The organism is Mycobacterium sp. 134 (assembly GCF_048282715.1).
GTDB lineage: Bacteria > Actinomycetota > Actinomycetes > Mycobacteriales > Mycobacteriaceae > Mycobacterium > Mycobacterium septicum.
This window is the reverse complement of sequence record NZ_JBLVUN010000007.1, coordinates 46,248-62,816: the sequence shown is the minus strand read 5'-3', so window position 1 is coordinate 62,816 and position 16,569 is coordinate 46,248. Positions and strand designations below refer to the sequence as shown.

21 protein-coding genes and 2 pseudogenes are annotated in these 16,569 nt (G+C 62.9%); 9 read left to right on the top strand and 14 right to left on the bottom strand.

Going from position 1 to position 16,569, the window contains the following annotated elements:
- Window positions 1-74: 74 nt before the first annotated feature.
- The 5 genes from ACNQVK_RS04090 to ACNQVK_RS04070 form a co-directional block, all read right to left on the bottom strand.
- On the bottom strand, window positions 75-671 hold the full coding sequence (locus ACNQVK_RS04090; protein ID WP_418028595.1) for a hypothetical protein: 597 nt from the start codon (window positions 669-671) through the stop codon (window positions 75-77).
- 71 nt (window positions 672-742) lie between these two features.
- On the bottom strand, window positions 743-1,162 hold the full coding sequence (locus tag ACNQVK_RS04085) for a hypothetical protein (protein ID WP_016895276.1): 420 nt from the start codon (window positions 1,160-1,162) through the stop codon (window positions 743-745).
- Between the two features lie 4 nt (window positions 1,163-1,166).
- The gene (locus ACNQVK_RS04080) at window positions 1,167-1,412 is read right to left on the bottom strand and encodes a hypothetical protein (protein WP_016895277.1); all 246 of its coding nucleotides are present in this window, start codon (window positions 1,410-1,412) and stop codon (window positions 1,167-1,169) included.
- 111 nt (window positions 1,413-1,523) lie between these two features.
- Entirely contained in the window at window positions 1,524-1,904 is a 381-nt protein-coding gene (locus tag ACNQVK_RS04075; protein WP_016895278.1) for a hypothetical protein, read from the bottom strand.
- Window positions 1,905-1,940: 36 nt separating this feature from the next.
- Window positions 1,941-2,468 carry a hypothetical protein gene (locus ACNQVK_RS04070; protein WP_016895279.1) on the bottom strand — a complete coding sequence of 176 codons (528 nt, stop codon included), beginning with the start codon at window positions 2,466-2,468 and terminating at the stop codon, window positions 1,941-1,943.
- 213 nt (window positions 2,469-2,681) lie between these two features.
- On the opposite strand from ACNQVK_RS04070, the gene ACNQVK_RS04065 reads away from it, so the two are divergent.
- Window positions 2,682-3,773: a hypothetical protein gene (locus tag ACNQVK_RS04065; protein WP_079261746.1), complete on the top strand. Its 1,092-nt coding sequence runs from the start codon at window positions 2,682-2,684 to the stop codon at window positions 3,771-3,773.
- A 64-nt stretch (window positions 3,774-3,837) separates the two neighbouring features.
- On the top strand, window positions 3,838-4,104 hold the full coding sequence (locus ACNQVK_RS04060) for a helix-turn-helix domain-containing protein (protein WP_016895281.1): 267 nt from the start codon (window positions 3,838-3,840) through the stop codon (window positions 4,102-4,104).
- 74 nt (window positions 4,105-4,178) lie between these two features.
- Here ACNQVK_RS04060 and ACNQVK_RS04055 read toward each other — a convergent pair whose 3' ends face one another.
- The 5 genes from ACNQVK_RS04055 to ACNQVK_RS04035 form a co-directional block, all read right to left on the bottom strand.
- Complete coding sequence (locus ACNQVK_RS04055) at window positions 4,179-4,841, bottom strand: hypothetical protein (RefSeq protein WP_016895282.1); 663 nt, start codon at window positions 4,839-4,841, stop codon at window positions 4,179-4,181.
- Window positions 4,838-5,446, bottom strand: coding sequence for a TetR/AcrR family transcriptional regulator (locus ACNQVK_RS04050; protein WP_016895283.1), 609 nt, complete (start codon window positions 5,444-5,446; stop codon window positions 4,838-4,840). Before ACNQVK_RS04050 ends, ACNQVK_RS04055 begins: the two co-directional genes overlap by 4 nt.
- A gap of 13 nt (window positions 5,447-5,459) precedes the next feature.
- The gene (locus ACNQVK_RS04045) at window positions 5,460-6,023 is read right to left on the bottom strand and encodes a hypothetical protein (protein ID WP_016895284.1); all 564 of its coding nucleotides are present in this window, start codon (window positions 6,021-6,023) and stop codon (window positions 5,460-5,462) included.
- Window positions 6,024-6,071: 48 nt separating this feature from the next.
- A complete protein-coding gene (locus ACNQVK_RS04040; protein ID WP_016895285.1) occupies window positions 6,072-7,772 on the bottom strand; it encodes a winged helix-turn-helix domain-containing protein in 1,701 nt (566 codons plus the stop codon).
- A 151-nt stretch (window positions 7,773-7,923) separates the two neighbouring features.
- Window positions 7,924-8,082 carry a hypothetical protein gene (locus ACNQVK_RS04035; protein WP_239253220.1) on the bottom strand — a complete coding sequence of 53 codons (159 nt, stop codon included), beginning with the start codon at window positions 8,080-8,082 and terminating at the stop codon, window positions 7,924-7,926.
- Window positions 8,083-8,217: 135 nt separating this feature from the next.
- On the opposite strand from ACNQVK_RS04035, the pseudogene ACNQVK_RS04030 reads away from it, so the two are divergent.
- The 3 genes and pseudogenes from ACNQVK_RS04030 to ACNQVK_RS04020 all read left to right on the top strand — a co-directional run.
- Window positions 8,218-8,448 (top strand): annotated as a pseudogene (locus ACNQVK_RS04030) (leucine zipper domain-containing protein); the annotation flags it as partial.
- 50 nt (window positions 8,449-8,498) lie between these two features.
- Window positions 8,499-9,854: an IS256 family transposase gene (locus ACNQVK_RS04025; RefSeq protein ID WP_079890061.1), complete on the top strand. Its 1,356-nt coding sequence runs from the start codon at window positions 8,499-8,501 to the stop codon at window positions 9,852-9,854.
- A 58-nt stretch (window positions 9,855-9,912) separates the two neighbouring features.
- Window positions 9,913-10,668 (top strand): annotated as a pseudogene (locus tag ACNQVK_RS04020) (IS481 family transposase); the annotation flags it as partial.
- Here ACNQVK_RS04020 and ACNQVK_RS04015 read toward each other — a convergent pair.
- Genes ACNQVK_RS04015 through ACNQVK_RS04005 form a run of 3 tightly spaced genes read right to left on the bottom strand, consistent with a single transcriptional unit; the run spans window position 10,648 to window position 11,496 of the window.
- Window positions 10,648-10,830 carry a hypothetical protein gene (locus ACNQVK_RS04015; RefSeq protein WP_418028594.1) on the bottom strand — a complete coding sequence of 61 codons (183 nt, stop codon included), beginning with the start codon at window positions 10,828-10,830 and terminating at the stop codon, window positions 10,648-10,650. The pseudogene ACNQVK_RS04020 and the gene ACNQVK_RS04015 sit on opposite strands and share 21 nt — an antisense overlap.
- A 40-nt stretch (window positions 10,831-10,870) precedes the next feature.
- Window positions 10,871-11,251, bottom strand: coding sequence for a PIN domain-containing protein (locus ACNQVK_RS04010; RefSeq protein WP_016895287.1), 381 nt, complete (start codon window positions 11,249-11,251; stop codon window positions 10,871-10,873).
- Window positions 11,248-11,496, bottom strand: a complete 249-nt coding sequence (locus ACNQVK_RS04005; RefSeq protein WP_025997238.1) for a type II toxin-antitoxin system Phd/YefM family antitoxin — start codon at window positions 11,494-11,496, stop codon at window positions 11,248-11,250. The genes ACNQVK_RS04010 and ACNQVK_RS04005 overlap by 4 nt, the downstream gene beginning before the upstream one ends.
- 157 nt (window positions 11,497-11,653) lie before the next feature.
- Here ACNQVK_RS04005 and ACNQVK_RS04000 point away from each other — a divergent pair, with 157 nt between their 5' ends.
- On the top strand, window positions 11,654-13,057 hold the full coding sequence (locus tag ACNQVK_RS04000) for a Shedu immune nuclease family protein (RefSeq protein WP_016895289.1): 1,404 nt from the start codon (window positions 11,654-11,656) through the stop codon (window positions 13,055-13,057).
- 37 nt (window positions 13,058-13,094) lie between these two features.
- On the opposite strand, the gene ACNQVK_RS03995 is transcribed toward ACNQVK_RS04000, so the two are convergent.
- Window positions 13,095-14,300 (bottom strand): helix-turn-helix domain-containing protein, encoded by a 1,206-nt coding sequence (locus tag ACNQVK_RS03995; RefSeq protein ID WP_016895290.1) that lies wholly within the window; start codon window positions 14,298-14,300, stop codon window positions 13,095-13,097.
- Window positions 14,301-14,607: 307 nt separating this feature from the next.
- On the opposite strand from ACNQVK_RS03995, the gene ACNQVK_RS03990 reads away from it, so the two are divergent.
- From ACNQVK_RS03990 to ACNQVK_RS03980, 3 genes are all read left to right on the top strand, one after another.
- The gene (locus ACNQVK_RS03990) at window positions 14,608-15,084 is read left to right on the top strand and encodes a GNAT family N-acetyltransferase (protein ID WP_157835606.1); all 477 of its coding nucleotides are present in this window, start codon (window positions 14,608-14,610) and stop codon (window positions 15,082-15,084) included.
- A 121-nt stretch (window positions 15,085-15,205) separates the two neighbouring features.
- The gene (locus ACNQVK_RS03985) at window positions 15,206-15,733 is read left to right on the top strand and encodes a GNAT family N-acetyltransferase (protein WP_225330065.1); all 528 of its coding nucleotides are present in this window, start codon (window positions 15,206-15,208) and stop codon (window positions 15,731-15,733) included.
- Window positions 15,733-16,395 (top strand): uridine kinase, encoded by a 663-nt coding sequence (locus tag ACNQVK_RS03980; RefSeq protein WP_043988409.1) that lies wholly within the window; start codon window positions 15,733-15,735, stop codon window positions 16,393-16,395. Before ACNQVK_RS03985 ends, ACNQVK_RS03980 begins: the two co-directional genes overlap by 1 nt.
- Window positions 16,396-16,569 lie beyond the last annotated feature (174 nt).

Genomic DNA, 16,569 nt, shown 5'->3' with positions numbered 1-16,569 from the left:
CTAATTGTCGTGTTTCGGTCACCATTTTCGGGGCCGAACCGCTCGTTGGTTCGGCCCCGAAACGGGTGGGGGAGTTACGCGTTCGCGCCCAAACGGGACCGGGAAGCGACACGCCGTGCTATCTCGATGACCCTCAAGGCCGCGTCGTGTTCGGCATCATTGGTCGCCAAGTCGCTCTCGATGACTTTGTCCCAGTGGTCGCAGGCTGCCACGAGCTCGTCAAGCTCATCGGGCACCTGCTGCTCTCCCAGCGCTTTTTGCGGCGTATCCAGGAACTCGAGTTCGGCCTCGTCGAAGGTCCACCAGTGCACGCCTTGGAGCAGCCAGCGTCCTTCGGGCAAGAGCGTCGCGTCCCAGGTCTCGTTGTCGTCGGGATCGCGGTCGCGGAATCGCACGCGTCGCACCTGGTCGGCGGCGGCCTGTTCGAAGGTGGTCGCGTTGCGGTTCAGGTAGCCGACAATCTCGTTGATGATCGATCGTTCCTCGTCGGTGAGGGCGCGCTCGCGCGGGTCGGTGCTGGTGCCCATGTACCAGGCGGTTTTCTCGTGCCACAGCTTCACATAGGTGCCGTCGATGAGGGCCTGCTCGGCGGCACGCTTGGTGGTGAAGCGGTCGATGACGGCTCCATCGATGGTGCGGATGTGCCAGGTGCGGGTGTCGATCTTGTGCACGGTCCAGGTGGCCGGCGGATTGGCGAAGTGCCAGCGAGCGCACTTGTCGAACGCTGCGAGGGACATGGTGATCAGTTCCTTTCAGGGGTGGGGCAGTTGCAGATTGCGCCGCGATGGCGGCGGTAGTCCTGGAGTGCGGCCGTGACGAGTGCGGCGATGTCGGCGTGGTTGTCGGCGGTGTCGGCCCAGCCGTGCAGTTCGGCGTAGTCGGTTGAGGCGCTGTAGATTCCAACTGCCCAACCGATGGTTTGGCCGGCTCGGCAGGCGCGTGCTCGCCGCGGGTAGTGCGACAGTGGGCCGTCTCGGTCGGAGACCTGGATGCGGTAGCCGCCCTCCAGCGGGACGCCGGAGACGATGAGCTGACAGCCGCCACCAGAGTCAGCGACGTGCCAGTCGGCGTCGAGCAGCTCGGCCAGGGCCGAGAGCGTCTGGCCGTAGCCGCGCGCGCCGTAGGGATGGGTGTAGTCGATGTCGGGGTCGAGCGTGCACATGACGTCAGCGGGCGCTCTCTTTGATCGCATACGGCGCCTGGGCGTATGCCCGCTCGGCTTCTGCGCGCTCGGCGGCGCTGAGGTCGGCTTCGTAGAACGCAGCGTTGAGGATCGCCGCAGCGGCATAGGCGGCGGCGTCGAGCCGGCGCTCGAGTTCGGATGCGTCAAGTTGCCATTCCAGCTGTGGGCCAATGCCGATCTGGAGGGCGAGGTTGATGTCGGTGGGGTCGACGGGGTGGGTCAGTGCCATGATGGGCGGTCCTATCGGTAGGGGTGGGCTTAGTCAGAAGCAGTTCAGGGGTGGTCGTCGCCCGGGGCGGTGTGGTGCTCGATGTAATCGGAGCGAAGCGTTGGCGTCGGGCTAGCCGAACCGAAGCAGATCGGTGACTCGCAAATGGAGGTAGATCAGGCCGGTGGGGCCGAGGTCTGCGAGTTCGGGTGATGTGTTGATCTTTTCGCGGTGTTCGGGCGACAGTTCCTGAAAGCTGGTGACATGGTTGCTTTTCCGGGCTGCGATCAGCTCCAGGATGTGTCGGTGCACCTGCCGGGCCAGGGTGTCGACGGTCAGCCAGAAGTCGATGCCGTAGCCGGTGACATCGGCGAGGGCGTCGTGCTGCACTCGCGTCACGCGGACGAATGTGTGGTTGTCATTGACGTAGCGAATCCGGGCCAGTGGGGCGCTGTCCTCGGTGGCGGCGGTCTCGAAGGGGGCGACGGTGGCGACGTAGGTTGTTGTTGTCATGGCGTACTCCTTTGTCGTGGTGGCGATTTGGTGCGGTCAGGACGCGAATAGGTCGAGTTGTTCGGCCTGCTCATCGAGGCGCAGGGCGCGGCGCATGATGTCCGTGGTGATGCGGCGAAGCCGGTCCGCTTCCTCGTAGTGCGCGCGGTCTTCGGCGTCGGTGGGGTGGTAGCGGGTGCACGGGCCGCTGTGTGCGTTCGGAGCGGCGTGGGCGTGCGGGCAGTGGCACCAGCCCAGCGTGCGGTTGCGTTCGTCTGCTTCCTCGCGTCGAGCGGCGATGAGTTCGTCGCGAATCGAGGTCGGCAGTGTGCGGGCGTAGGCATTGATCTGAGCTTTGGAGACAACGACGCGCACATCGCCGTGTCCGGGGGAGACCACTTTGCCGTTGCGCGTCTCGTAGCTGGTCATCCATTCCGGCCCACCGGTGGGGTGCTGGTGGTTGCAACCCCCGGCCATGGACTGCATCAGGCGGTCTGTGCCAGTGGAGTCGATCAGGCAGTCGCGGATCATCCATCCACCCATGAAGAAAAGTAGCCATCGCTGGTCAGTGGTGAGATCGCTCATGTAGCTGAGGCCTTCCATTCGAGCTGTTGCCTATAGTCTACATCTAAATGTAGACTATAGGCAACACGTCACACGAACGGACTTTTCGAAATGCACTTAGCAACAGTTGATTTCAATTCCGCTAGTCCAATCGACCGGCTCAGCGGACTCGATGACAGCGCGACCGCGCCGACGGTTGTGGCCTCGTTCGGCCTGGGTCTAGATTCCACGTCGATGCTCGTGCGCTGGCTGACCGAACCGGCCTCGCGGGACTTCGACCTTTCAGAGCTGGCTGTGGTGACGGCGATGACCGGCCACGAAAGTCGGGCCACGATCGACGCCATTTCCCAGCTCGTCATTCCGATGCTCGCGGAACAGTCGGTGCGGTTCATTCAGGTGGCACGCTCGCAGCGGCGCACCACGCGCGCCGGAGCCGGGGTTGTGGTCCTTGATGATTCCCGGTCGCCATCTCGTCTCTACGCGGACGGCCTCTACACCTTGGGTGATGAAATGCTCACGGCAGCAACACTTCCCCAGCTCGGCGGTAAGCGATTGTGCTCGGTGCATTCGAAGGGTGATGCCCTTGACCCGGTGATCGCGCGGATCACCAAGGGTCAGCTGTACCGGCATGCCGTGGGGTTCGAGGCCGATGAGAAGTCACGGTCGGACAAGGATCGCACGCACGACACGGCTCTACGGGCCGGTTGGTACCCCCTGCAAGATTGGGGCTGGACACGCCGGGATTGCGCGCAGTATGTCCTCGACGTGCTGGGAGTTGAGATTCCCAAAAGCTGCTGCGGTTTCTGCCCATATTCAATGTCAAGCGCGGCGGGCCGCGACCAGGTGGTCGAGCGCTATCGCCGCGAACCGCAGCTGGCCGTCGATGCCCTGTTCCTGGAATACGTTGCGCGCAGCATCAATCCGTTGCAGACCCTGATCGTGGGCAGCAGCGTGGCGGACTTGGTGGCGCACGCAGGGCTGGGCGAGGCACTGGCACTCTTCCATGGCCGCCTGGCCTCCGCACAGTGGTCCCTGTACGAGGTGCGTCGGGTTGTCCGCCCGGCGAAGAACGGAGGGCGGGGCATCACAGCTCGTGCGCTTGAGGTCGTGGCCACCGGCACTCGCGCGGCCATGTCCGATCAACTCGCGGCTCGCCCGGGCAGGCGAGTGCTCGGGGCCGACGGCATCGTGCGCCACATCCTGCGGGATCGGTCCGAGGACGGCGCCGATCATCTGTTCGTCGCTGCCCCGGCCGGGGCGCAGTCCAAGAAGCGCTCGGGGTTTGAGCAATGGTGGCAGGAGGCGACGGGTGAAGGCTTGTTCTGAGTTCGCGGCCAGACCGGACGACCGTAGACTATGTGCAACATCAGCCCCTAGAGAGCAGGTCCGCATGTCCGACGAAGATGACCCCGCCGTCCTGGAGCGGCTGGGTGCGAAGATCAAGGCGCGTCGTGAAAAGTTGGGGCTCTCGCAGGGCGTTCTGGCCGAACGAGCCGAAGTTCACCGGACCTACGTGAATCAGGTCGAAAACGGGCGCCGGAACATCACCGTCGGCCTCCTGGCGCGCATTTCCGCCGCACTGGGGACTACGCCGTCGGCGCTCACTCAAGGCATCCTCACGGGAGCAGATCAGGACGGCGAACACCACGGTGGATAAGGCGCTTTCGGCCAGTCCGTGATGGACCGCGCTGATGCAGAGTTCCCGTTCATCATCGCCGGGGCCGGCTCGATTCAGTACGTCCAGTAGAGCGGTAGCTGCTCCCAGTTCCTGCTGATCCAGTCCAGTTGCATACGGTTGCTTTTGGCGATTTCTGGGCTGTCCCAGGTGTCGATGCGCTGGCTAAACCAGCCGACCCAGTCGTTGGGTTGGCCGCCGGCGGCCAGGCCAGCCAGGTAGGACGCGCACGCGCGGTCGCGGGCCGCGATGTAGAGGTTGCTCTGCTGCCGGATGAGGCTATCGATAGCAATGTCTGACGCGGAATCCTCCTTGCGGACCATGTCGGCGAGTCTGCCGTCGTGGAACACATGTGGATGGAGAAAGAGGGTCGATCGCGTCTCCAGCGCCCTATGCTGCTGGGCGGCCTTTTGGATGTAGTCCTGGACCAGGAGTTCCCTGGTGTTGGCAAACCACGATCCCAATGCCTCCTCCCAGTCGGCTCTCGCTGCGGGCTCCCACGCGGCGACGGGCGTCTGCCGAACTTCTTCAAGGGCGAGCATCGCGACGTCGGGTGGGCATCCGGCGGGACTGGTCAGTTGCTCCCGCCAGTTCAGCGTCAGGCGTCCGCCTCGAGCCGCCTCCAGTGCCCGACCGAGTATTTCGCGGACCCACAGGTTGTGCAGGGACGTGGTGAGGTGGTGTTTTTGGTCTTGCGCCCTGCGCTCGTACTCGTTCATGGTTGTCCGTTTCGTGTGGGGTCGTCGGCGGTATGAAGGAATCGGGTTGCGGCAGAATCCATTCGGCGGGCCCCGGCCGGCGTCCACAGCGACAGTCCTGCACATCGCTGGATATGCGAGTGCAACAACAAAGAGGTCAGCCTTAGCACCACAGGGGCGATGACTGTCTGGAGATCGTCAGCATCGTGGCTCAGCGCACCTGTCTCGACCAGATGCGCAACGTGTGCCTTCCGTAGCTCGCACAGGCCGAGGAAGACGTTGGTGGCTAAGGGTCTTCGGTCTGCGACAGCCTGGGCAAGGTAGTCGACCATGGTCATGGCGTGCGGGCCGAGCGCCGCGAACTGTTCACCGAACGCTTCGAGGGGGTCGGTGTCGACGGCCTGTGAGAGCTTCACCATGAAAGGCTGAAAAAGCCGGAGGACGTATTCGTCCACTGCCCGCACGAGGTCGGCTATGGCGCCGTAGTGATGCTGGATACGACCGACTGAGGAGCCGAGCTCCTCGGCGATCCTCCGATGGGTGACCGCGTGGTAGCCATTAGTGGCGATCACCCGCGTGGCGGCATCGAGGATCCGCGTCTGCGTCGCGGCGCCCTTGGCGGTCACTGGCGGTCCACGGTCATGACTGGAATTGAAGCGTCGACTTGGGCGACGGGGGCCACGTACGAGGATGCGGCAGCCAGCGGAACGCGAGACGGTGGCACTTGCCCTGGCGGTCCGCCAACGGCCGCCCATATCCCGGGATCGCCGGTTCGAGGTCCTGCTCGATGTGCGGCGCGACATCGGTCCAGCGGTAGTTGAATTGGTCAGCAACGTATCGCGCAGCGACTTTCACTGCTTCCTCATGCGGCACAATCCATGCGAGGCGAAACCATGCGGTTTGATCATTGAGAGGCTCCCCGTCCTGCGTGCATGGGTAGTGCTGAGCCCACAGGGTGCCGCTATCGACTTCAGGTTCAATCCAGCTCCAGGCATGCGCGGCGTGGTACCGGACGTGTTCGGCTTCGCTCAATTGGTTGCCGTTAGGGTCGTCGTAGCTGCGCCGGTCGACGGTGGTGAGCCTCCCTGTTCGGTCATCGACCTCGGCGCGGTGAAACACGTTCACATCGCCGTTCGCGAAGCCGACACGTGCTGGCTCGAATGCGGTGACATCGGACGCTGCGGGTGGGTTCTCGGTAGCCATTTGTTCCTCGGTTTCGGTGCGGTGGCGATGAATCGCGTTGCGGTTCTTCTATTTTGGCGCAAGGGACTGACATACCTGGCGGACGACGTCGGCGAGGTATGTGTCACTGCGGCGTTGCAGGAGCCTGAGGACGTCCTCGGGTGCACAGTCCAGGCTCTTGGCGACAGTGCGCAGGGTTACCCTCTTGGTCCCGAGTAGGAGCTCGAGCAGAGGCTCGCCGGTGGTTCCCGCCGGAATACGGCGGACTGTCAGGACGTCTTTGGCGGTGTCGAAGATCAGCACCACGGTGTCACCGATCTGCGCGCCGTGGGACTTGGCGAGCGCGCGAATAGTCCCGAGACGTGGACCGTTGGTGCTCCACAGCGGCCAGATCACCGCGACGTCTCCGACAGCTGTGCCGAAGCTGCGCCGCTCGCCGGGTTGAACCCCTGCACCGGCCGCGGTCGCCGCCGGAATCTGGACCGCGGAGCCGCGCAACAGCTCGCTCGTGACAGGTAGAGCGAGCCGAATAGTGTTGCCGTGCTGGAAAGTTCCGCGTGCGGTGTTCCAATGAGGCTGCGCTGGCAAAGGGTCATCGTCACGGCGCCGGCGTAGCGTTCCTCTTTCCGAGATGAACGCCAGGGATGCCATGTACCCGCGCACGGATGATTCGGCAACATCGGGCACTGCGCTCAGAATGTCTGCGACCAGGTCAGCACTGCGCACACGGCCGCCGGCCGCGTCGATGCGGCGTCCGATCTCATCGACAACGCCCTGATACTGCACCGTTCCCCATCCTCGCAAGGCCCATGTGGTTCTCGATGCCCGGACGAACCGCTCGTCGGCGTACAGCGTCCCCATGAGCGTCTGCAGCGTCACCGTCTGGCTGTCGATCAGCCCGTGAATGTCCGCACCAGTCATCGGCTTGCCCATCGCGTGCAAGACCGCTTCAGCTTGTTCCCGTGACGTCGGGCCCCACTGCACGCAGACACCGTTGAGACGTCGCAGGTCGAAAAATTCCGCGAGGAATGCCGGGACGACGGCGGCGGGCATGCCCGCATCGACGAGCCTGGCGGTGAGTGCCTTGTCCGTGTGAGCGGGGCACGCGTCGAATGCGTGGGCCACAACGTCGAGCACGCGGCGCTCACCGCCGCTGGCTCGGCTCTCGTGCCAGCCGCCGCGAGGCGCGTACGGTCCGGCGAGATACAGGTACATATGTGCCTCAGCGCTGTCGGGGTCTAGGCGAAGCTCCCGGAGATAGTGGATAACGCGATTGCTGGGCGTGTAGGGGCCAAGAACAGCCGCCAGCGCGCGTGCGTGGCGGGTCACGTCGTGGTGGGCCGGCTCGGCGAGTATTTCGGCAAACCGGCGCTTGGCGCGGGGCCGGTTGCGATCAAACCAGGCCGGGTCGACGCCCAGTTCGGCCGCGACGTCCTCGCGGGGGATCGGGTCGATCGGGAACACGAGACCGGTGAGCAATGTCCGATCGACTGGATCGAGACGATCCAACAGGACCTGGGCTGCCGCGGGGGCGGTGAGCCGGCGTCGACCTCGGGCGGCGCGGTGGGTGTCCACGGTTTCGATCGCGGCGGCGACGGTGGCGCGCAAGGTGCGTTCACCCGCACCGGGAAGGGCCATGAGGTCTTCCATCGGTTGATCGGCGAGGTCCGCCCAACGGGTGTAGTGGGGCCGATAGGTGGTTGCGGCACGGCCAGGCAGCCGAGCGTACGGGATGGCGATCGAGCCGATCTCTTCCAGGCCGGGAACCATGGACGCGAACGTAGTGTCGCGTCCAATCCACTCAGTGGGAAGCGGCGGCACGGGTGGTCGGGTCCTTTCGATACTGCGGACGGGGCGGGGTGACATCAGGCGGCGATGCCGGTGGCTCCACGACGTTGCGCGTTGTCGGACATGGATTTACCTACCATCCGACGTAGGAGACCAAAAGGTCGGCAATCACCCGGCAGCGGGGTTCATCCAGGTGCGCCGAGATGCCGGCGAGGCCGGGGGCGTCGAGCTGGGCCAGCATTTTGCCGCCGGCATTGTCGTTGTAGAAGCTGTACATCGCGGCGAGGAACACCGCCTCACCGGAGGAAAGGGTGCCTAGGTGTAACTCCCAGACAGGTTGTGAACGGCGTGGTGAGCGGAAGTAGGTGAGGACCTCCGGTATCGGTGTGGTTACCAAATACGCACATCCGATTACCGAGAGGTCCTCATGGTCCACGCTAATGCTTCGTTGACTCCTCGTGGGCGGTTGCGGCTTGCGCAGGCGGTTGTTGATCAGGGCTGGAGTTTGCGGCGCGCGGCTGAGCGGTTCCAATGTTCGGTGGCCACAGCCAAGAAATGGGCCGACCGTTATCGCGACGGTGGCGAAGCAGCGATGGTAGACCGGCCCAGCCGGCCGCATCGCAGTCCGTTGCGGTTGCCGAAACGACGTGAGCGGCGGGGCGTGTCAAATGGTCTGTGTAAGTCCTGTTAACGGAAGGATCGCAGGACGTGACAACAGGCAAGGACATGGATGGGGTGCTGGTTGAGGCGGTCTCCACGGTGGAGATGGCCGAGGCGCTTCGGGCGTCGGGCGCGGTCGATGATCTGCTGGCGCAGATCGATACCGGCGAGGTGGCGCTGACCGGCGAAGGCGGGCTGCTGCCCGGGCTGATCAAGCTCGCTCTCGAACGCGGCCTGGCCGCCGAGCTGACCGATCATCTGGGGTATGAGAAGGGCGACCCGGCCGGCCGGGTGCTGCCCAACGCCCGCAACGGCAGCTCACCCAAGACTGTGCTCACCGAGGCCGGCCCGGTGCCCCTGGATGTGCCGCGGGACCGCGATGGCTCGTTCACCCCGACGCTGGTGCCCAAAGGCACCCGCCGTATCGGTGGTCTCGATGACATGATCGTTTCACTGTATGCGGGTGGAATGACGTTGCGGGACATACAATTTCATCTTCAATCGACGATCGGGACCGAGGTGTCGCACGAGACGATCTCCAAGATCGTCGACGAGATCTCCGATGAGGTGCTGGCTTGGCAGCGCCGGCCGTTGGAGCCGCTGTATCCGGTGATCTACCTCGACGCGATGATCGTGAAGGTCAAAGACGGCGGCCACACCCGCAACAAGGCCGCGCACATCGCTGTGGGCGTCGACATGGCCGGGGTCAAGCACGTCCTGGGCATCTGGGTCCAGCCCAACGAAGGCGCATCGTTCTGGGCGTCGGTGTGCGCGGACCTGGCCAACCGGGGTGTCAAGGACGTGCTGATCGTGTGCTGCGACGGGCTCACGGGCTTCCCGGAGGCGATCGCCGCGACCTGGTCGCAGGCCGCGGTGCAGACCTGCGTGGTGCATCTGATCCGCAACGCGCTGCGGTTCGTGTCCTATGCCGACCGCAAGGCCGTGGCCGCGGCGCTCAAGCCGATCTACACCGCACCCGATGCCGACGCTGCCCGCGTCGAGTTGGACGCGTTCGCCGCCTCGGAGCTGGGGAAGAAAAATCCCACGGTGACAATGGTTTTCGAACGCGCGTGGGAGCAGTTCATCCCGTTTTTGGCGTTCCCGCCTGAGCTGCGCCGGGTGATCTACACGACCAACTCGATCGAGTCGTTGAACTATCAGCTGCGCAAGATCATCAAGAACCGCGGACAGTTTCCCAACGATGCCTCGGCGGTGAAATTGCTGTGGCTGGCGATCTGCAACATCGAAGACAAACGCGCTGCACAGCGGGCCAAGGAACGCGGCCAGAAACAGGGCCGCACAGCCCCCGGACGCCTCGTGGAAGGACAGGTGGTCACCAACTGGAAGAAGGCACTCGAGCAACTCGCACTGGTCTACCCAGAGCGCATCGAACGTTATCTGTAAGCACCACAACAACTCACATACGGACAATCAGACAGGCGATTTACACAGAAAACTTGACAGGCTCGAGCGGCGCATCGTCAACCTGCGCTTCACCCGGCGCTGGGGCCCACATCGCATCGCCGCTTACCTGCACCTGCCACGCTCGACCGTTGAGGCGGTGCTGCGCCGCTACCGGATGCCATTGCTGCGGCACCTGGACCAAAACACCGGGTTACCGGTACGCCGGCCCAAACCCCGCCGCTATGAGCACCCGGCTCCCGGCGACTTGGTCCATGTCGACGTCAAGAAACTGGGCCGCATCCCCGACGGGGGCGGCCATCGCAAGCTGGGTCGCCAAGCCGGCCGGCGCAACCGCTGCGGCATGGGATACACGTTCTTGCACCACGCCGTTGATGACCACTCCCGGCTGGCCTACTCCGAGGACCTCACCGACGAACGCAAAGAAACCGCCGCGGGATTCTGGAAACGCGCCAACGCGTTCTTCGCCGACCACGGCATCACCGTCAAACGAGTGTTGACCGACAATGGATCCTGTTACCGGTCAAAGAATTTCGCTGAAGCGCTCGGCCCCGACATCACCCACAAGAGGACCCGGCCCTACCGGCCACAGACCAACGGCAAAGTCGAGCGATTCAACCGCACCCTGACCACCGAATGGGCCTATGCGCAGACCTACCGCTCTGAGGCCGAACGCGCCGGAACCTACCAGCACTGGCTGCATCACTACAATCACCACCGACCCCACACCGGCATCGGCGGAATGACACCAATCGAGCGCCTACGCGTTCACAACCTACCCGTGAAGAACACCTAGGGCGCTCACGACGGCGTCGTAGTCCGGCGCCAGGTCGTACTTGCTCTTGGCTGTCTCGACGTTCGCCGCGTGGCCGTCGCCGAAATAGAGCGGCCCGGCGATCCGTACGCCTTTGCGCCAAGCGTCGAAAAAGGCTTCTTCGTTGTAATACACAGTGCTCACGGGGCGTCCTCCCTGATGGTGACGGCGATGCGGGCGGCGGTCACACTTCACGGACCTCGATCAGGTTTCCGAGTCCTGCGAAGTCGTCGATATTGCGCGTGTAGAGCGTGGCCGAGTGCGCGTGTGCGGTGGCCGCGATGAGTAAATCCATCGACCGGGCACGGGGTCGGCGTCCCGCGTCGACTACGGCAGCCGCGATCTGGCCGTAGCTGGCGGCTACCGCTTCATCGAGCGGGAGTGCGTCAAATGTGCGTTGCAGCAGCAGGAGTCGGCGGAGGCGCTCGGCCCGGTCATCGAGGTTCTTGGCCACGAGAACCCCGAAATGCAGCTCAGCCAGGGTCACGCAGCTGATTGCGAGCTCGCCGTCGATCGGGCCGACGTCGGTGGCGATCACCACGCTCGTATCGAGCACCGCCCTCACGCGGACGCCCAAGGGTCACGCACGTCCTGAGCGATGCGGTCACGGTCGGACTCCCACGTAGAGTCCGCCGGCCCAGCAAACAGATCCGTGATATCGGCCCATTGGCGCCAGGCTCGTGGCCTGGCCGTTACCAGCCGGGCCGCTGGTCTGCCCGCCACGGTGATGGTGATTTCCTCGCCCTCTTCCACGCGGCGCACGAGGTCGGATGCGTCCTGGCGTAGTTCACGCAGGCCTACGGTGTTCACCACACAAGGGTAGCACAAGTGCTACGTCGCGATTTGGCTCCGGCGGGAATGGCCAACAATTCAAATCCATCAAACCGAACAACCGAATGCGGATGGGCTACAGACTCGCGTATGGCAAGTCCCCGGAGAATCGCAGGACAGGGCACAGAATGGGGTCATGCGGGCCGAGTGGGAACACGACGATGGGGCGGGACGGGTTGTCGCACACCATGAAGACGAGGTCTTGGTGCTGACGTGGTGGCCGGCAAATCACACCTCAAAGTCCAAGGGCGGCATTGAGATGGTGAGGTTCGATCCCACTGCTGAGATGCTGCGCATCTTCCCAAAGACGTTCTTCTTGGGTAACGAGGGTCAGCAATTCCAGCAAGTCAGCGAGGTCCAGATCGACACCGGGGTGTGGGCCTGGGAGCCCTATGATCCGGTCAGCGAAAACGTGTACCGAGGGGAAGCGGAACTCGTTGGCCTACCGGATGGCTTTGGGAAGATTTTCCAGTACGGGCTAGGTTTCCCCCGACAATATCGCGGCATCATTTATGCAATCGAGGACCACACAGAGTGTGATGTTGTCCGATTCGGTGCGTCCGATTGCGAGGGGTCGAATGGCAACGTTTTTTGCCTTGGACTTGATCGATTCGCTGAATATAAGCACACCGTGGACCTCACTATCCGCCGAGCGCGAGTTGTCGCCACCCGCATAATCGAGACGGAGTCTTTCAACTCGATAGCCGGTACGCTGGGTAAAGCCCGCGTGGCACCCACACTCGGCAGGCATCCGACAATTCAAGCGATTACCCGTGCGCTCACCGACGATGTCCCACTCGATACTGACGACCGGGCGGCTCTCGTCGGGCGCATGTCAGCGGAGTCGCGGACAGTGGCTCGGGAGGATCCGCCGGCCTTCGGGAGGCTGCGTCAAGACATTGATCTAGTGACCCTCGAAGTCCTGATCGAACAGTTCCGTGGTGGGCTGGAAGGCAAGGCGGCAGGTAGCGAGTCGTGGTGGCAAAAGTTCTTCAAAACCAACACCTTTGCTCTACAACAGCTGTTCGCCGCACCGGTTGCCCTGTATAAGGACCAAGCTCATGTACGAGTAACGAACGCGGGTGGCGGAGGAGGTCGAATCGCAGATTTCGTCCTCGTCAACACGGTTGCGAGGAGTGTCGTTGCGGTCGAGATCAAAACCCCTGGCACTAAACTCATCGGGCCCATATATCGTGGTACGGGCGGCGGTGAAGTATATCTTCCGCATAAAGAGCTTTCAGGTGCTGTTGCGCAAATTCAAGCGCAACTAGAGTCCGTCATCACAGATTTTCCAGAAATAGTCAAGCATTCGCCCGATTTAGAGTCGGTTGATACCACAAACGTTCGTGGAGCAGTCATAATCGGCAAACTCGATTCCCTCGCCGAAGAAGAACAACGAGAGTCCTTCGCCCGGTATCGCACACGGCTTCTTGGCGTAGATGTACTCACCTTCGACGAGATATACCACCGACTGTGCGGATTGCACGCGATGCTCAGTAATGAGCAAAGTGGAGTCCAAGATGCCTCTCATAATTCGTAGCTCCTGGGACTCAATCGTATGACGTACGCGAGTTCCCTCAGGAGCCCAGTTTCCCCTGGTGCTGCGCCCAGGTGAGGCGATCGAGGGGGGTGCCCGGCAGACTTGCCGGGGTAGGCGTGGTGGTAAGTGCTTTTTCGATCGCTCCTTCGATAGGCGTTCGAGGGTCTTGCGGCGGGGCGTGCTTGTCGAGATCACCTGACACAGCTTCCCTGGGGGCGCGGTTGATGGTGATTTTGACGGGTACCGCGAGCTCTAAGGCAGCTAGCTGCACTTCAATAGCTTCGGTCAGTCGCCCGGCATACTCGGCGTACTCGCGGCGTTGCTGTTCTTCGAGCGCGTCGATCATCGCTGAGATGTCTTGCATTGCTTGCTCATATGCGATTTCGCCGCTGGTGAGGTCGCGGCGGTTGGCCTCTGCGGCGAGCTCAGTCAGCAGAGCCTCGTCGGTGGGGTCGCCGGTCCAGCCACGGTAGTCGATGGCCAGGTAACCGTTGTCGTCCACGTTGATCCACTTCACGGAGGCGATACGTGGGTCGTCGGGAGAGAAGGGACCAGGTGGTAGGTCGGTCGGTAGGGGCACCTGGTTGGTTCGGCTATCCACTTCCGTGATCGCGTCGCTGTAGTCGTCGTCGCTGCTGTCGTTGAGATAGATCAGAATGCTCTCTACCCACAAATCGATGGCCACCGGTTCGGTGCGGTGCCTCAGCAGGTCTTTGTCGTCGAATGCTGTGGCCTGCAGCATTTGCCGAACTCGGTCGGCCTCCCACGATCCTGGTCTGCCGGCGAGCGCTTCTTCGGCGCTGCCCACGTTGGCCGCCGCGCCCGCGACGGCGAGCGTCACGAATTCAGCCCAGTCGATGGGCACTGACGCGCTCGGGTCTGGATCGGTCTCCCATTGACCGGTGTCGTTACGCCGCGAGAGCTGGTTGGTCAGCCGGGTCGCTTCGGTCAATACGGCGATGGCGTCAGCGAGGACCTCGTTGTAGGGACGGGGCGCGTCAGCCGACCCGTCGAGGTATCCGGTGTCAAACAGTGCGGCCGACAGGACTTCACGGTACGGGCGGCCGATAACCCGTGCTGTCGCAACAAGATTGGCATGATCTGGCAGTCGCCGTGTCCCATGCGTCCGCCACTTGCGTAAGTTCTCCCGCGTGACCCCGATGCGGCGGGCGAGCTCAGACTCGCTAGCCCCGTGAGCAGCGCGGTATCGGTCGATCAGCGCGCCAAGACGCGAAGTTGCCATGCCACCAAGTGTCGCGCGGACCGCCAGCCCGAGTCAACTATGAGTTATCAGACCTGCCAACTGTTACTGGTAACCCTCAGTATTCGATTCAGCCGTAATCCGGTGATTGTTGATATCGATAGGGTCGGCAGTTTCGGGATGGGCGGCTGGCAGCAGCTGTGATGGACTCACACTTGGCAAGCCCTTTGGGCTCTTGGTTAACCGTCCACGGAATGTTTGCTGGCGACTGTTTCGCGCCGCGCCCGTACATCCCATCTCGTCAAAAATCGATATGCGTGCAGCAGGGAACTTCTGCCACAATCTGCCGATGGCACAGTCCAGAGTGCGACTCCGCTCGGCGACCGCTGACGATCACGCTTTCGTCGTCGAGATGGCCCGCCATGCCTGCATTATCGAAGACTGGCCACTTCCTGACCCCGGTGACGGCGAAGTGCTCGAATTGCTCCCACCTGTTGGCATCGTGCCGATCCTTGCCGAGGATCACAGCGCGATCGCTATCGGTGCGGTGTGGACGTACCATAGCAATCCGCCATTGCGCACTGATGCGGCCGGGTCGCCATTGCCGGAACTCTGCATCGCTGTCGCACCAGGCTCGCGGGGAGCCGGCATCGGCGGCTTGCTTCTGGATGCACTGTTCGCCGAGCTTTCGCCACATGCAGAAGCAATGTGCACTAATGTCCATGTTCGCAATCCGGCCAAACATCTGTACGAGCGCAAGGGATTTCGCGTGGTGGGCCAAGGCAATGGACCCCTCGGCATCGCTATGATCAAAGATTTGCGATGAAGGGCCTACGCGTGGATGCCGCGTTCTCGTTGGTCTAGGTTCGGATTTTGCGCGATGATGCCATGTGTGCCGACTTTGATCCCGCCGGCGATATCCGCTGTCTCCTCATCCGTCGTTGTCGGTGGGCTCTATTGCGTTGCTCCGACCGTGGCGACTGTCTGACGCTCGCGCGGTCGTGGACGCCTTCAATGACCCCGAGATCCAACGCTGGCATGTGCGGCGCGCCGATTCTGAGGACGAAGCGCGCCAGTGGATTAGCGAGTGGCGTGACGGGTGGACTGCAGAGGCTCAGTTGAATTGGGCGCTGGTTGACCGCACCAGCGATTCATTGACCGGCCGTATTTCGCTCAAATGCGTGGATTTGCACGATGGTTCAGCTGAAGCGGCGTACTGGATGGCGCCAGCGTGGCGTGGACGAGGACTCTGTTCTCAAGCCCTTACTACTTTGTGTCAGTGGGCATTCCGTGAAGTCGGTTTCCAGCGGATTGGGTTGGAGCATTCGGTCGCCAACCTCGCCTCTTGTCGGGTTGCGGAGAAGGCCGGGTTTCGCGTGGAGGGCATCCGGCGGAGTGCTGCGTTGCACGCTGACGGCTGGCACGACATGCACGTGCATGCGCTTCTGGCCGGTGATACGCAGGACCGCCGGTGATGAGCGCTGCTTTCGGTCGAGTGGATGCGTTGGACTTCGTCGCGGCGCGGATTCCTGTCTTCGACGGTCAGCGTTGCCCGAGGATCGCGATCGACGGGCCCGACGGTGCCGGCAAGACCCATTTCGCGGACGCACTAGCCGAACTTCTACGAGACCGACAACGACCAGTCGTCCGAGTATCACTCGACGACTTTCACAACACCCGCGAGGTTCGGTACCGGCTGGGCCGTAGTTCGCCTGAGGGGTTCTGGTCAGACTCCTACAACTATCGCCAGTTCTATACCGATGTCCTTGTCCCGTTTCGGCCCGGCGGATCTCGGCGATACCGCACCGCCTGCCATGACGTCACCACTGACACGATTCTCATGCCGGAGCCGCAGCTGGCCGCCCCGGGCACAGTGCTCGTGGTGGACGGAATCTTCCTGCACCGCAACGAGCTTGCCACTAGCTGGGACCTATCCGTGTTCCTCGATGTTCCCTTCATCGAAACCGCACGAAGGATGGCCTTGCGAGATGGAAGTAACCCAGACCCGGACCATCCCACCATGCGGCGCTATGTTGAAGCGCAGCGCCGCTACTTCCGAGAATGCAAGCCTCAGGATCGAGCGACGATCCTGATCGCAAACAGCAACCACGAATCGCCAGTAGTACTCCGCGGGTAACCAAACGAACTGCGAGCACGCGCACCCCCCGCTGCCTTCAGAGGTGATCGGGGCCCAGTGGCTTGTCCACAGAACGGGCAAGGTGTTAGCAGTGTCGGCTCTCGACCAGATATCGAGTCCTACCGATCGAAAGGTATTTTAGACTGGTCTCGAGCTGCCTGTTCGCCGTGAGAC

Coding starts and splice junctions, on each gene's coding strand:
- ACNQVK_RS04000 (WP_016895289.1), top strand. CDS start 11,654: ATGCGGGCCGAGTGGGAACACGACGATGGGGCGGGACGGGTTGTCGCA.
- ACNQVK_RS04060 (WP_016895281.1), top strand. CDS start 3,838: ATGTCCGACGAAGATGACCCCGCCGTCCTGGAGCGGCTGGGTGCGAAG.
- ACNQVK_RS03990 (WP_157835606.1), top strand. CDS start 14,608: ATGGCACAGTCCAGAGTGCGACTCCGCTCGGCGACCGCTGACGATCAC.
- ACNQVK_RS04075 (WP_016895278.1), bottom strand. CDS start 1,904: ATGACAACAACAACCTACGTCGCCACCGTCGCCCCCTTCGAGACCGCC.
- ACNQVK_RS04045 (WP_016895284.1), bottom strand. CDS start 6,023: ATGGCTACCGAGAACCCACCCGCAGCGTCCGATGTCACCGCATTCGAG.
- ACNQVK_RS04040 (WP_016895285.1), bottom strand. CDS start 7,772: ATGGTTCCCGGCCTGGAAGAGATCGGCTCGATCGCCATCCCGTACGCT.
- ACNQVK_RS03980 (WP_043988409.1), top strand. CDS start 15,733: ATGAGCGCTGCTTTCGGTCGAGTGGATGCGTTGGACTTCGTCGCGGCG.
- ACNQVK_RS04085 (WP_016895276.1), bottom strand. CDS start 1,162: ATGTGCACGCTCGACCCCGACATCGACTACACCCATCCCTACGGCGCG.
- ACNQVK_RS04055 (WP_016895282.1), bottom strand. CDS start 4,841: ATGAACGAGTACGAGCGCAGGGCGCAAGACCAAAAACACCACCTCACC.
- ACNQVK_RS04070 (WP_016895279.1), bottom strand. CDS start 2,468: ATGAGCGATCTCACCACTGACCAGCGATGGCTACTTTTCTTCATGGGT.
- ACNQVK_RS04080 (WP_016895277.1), bottom strand. CDS start 1,412: ATGGCACTGACCCACCCCGTCGACCCCACCGACATCAACCTCGCCCTC.
- ACNQVK_RS04065 (WP_079261746.1), top strand. CDS start 2,682: ATGCTCGTGCGCTGGCTGACCGAACCGGCCTCGCGGGACTTCGACCTT.
- ACNQVK_RS03995 (WP_016895290.1), bottom strand. CDS start 14,300: ATGGCAACTTCGCGTCTTGGCGCGCTGATCGACCGATACCGCGCTGCT.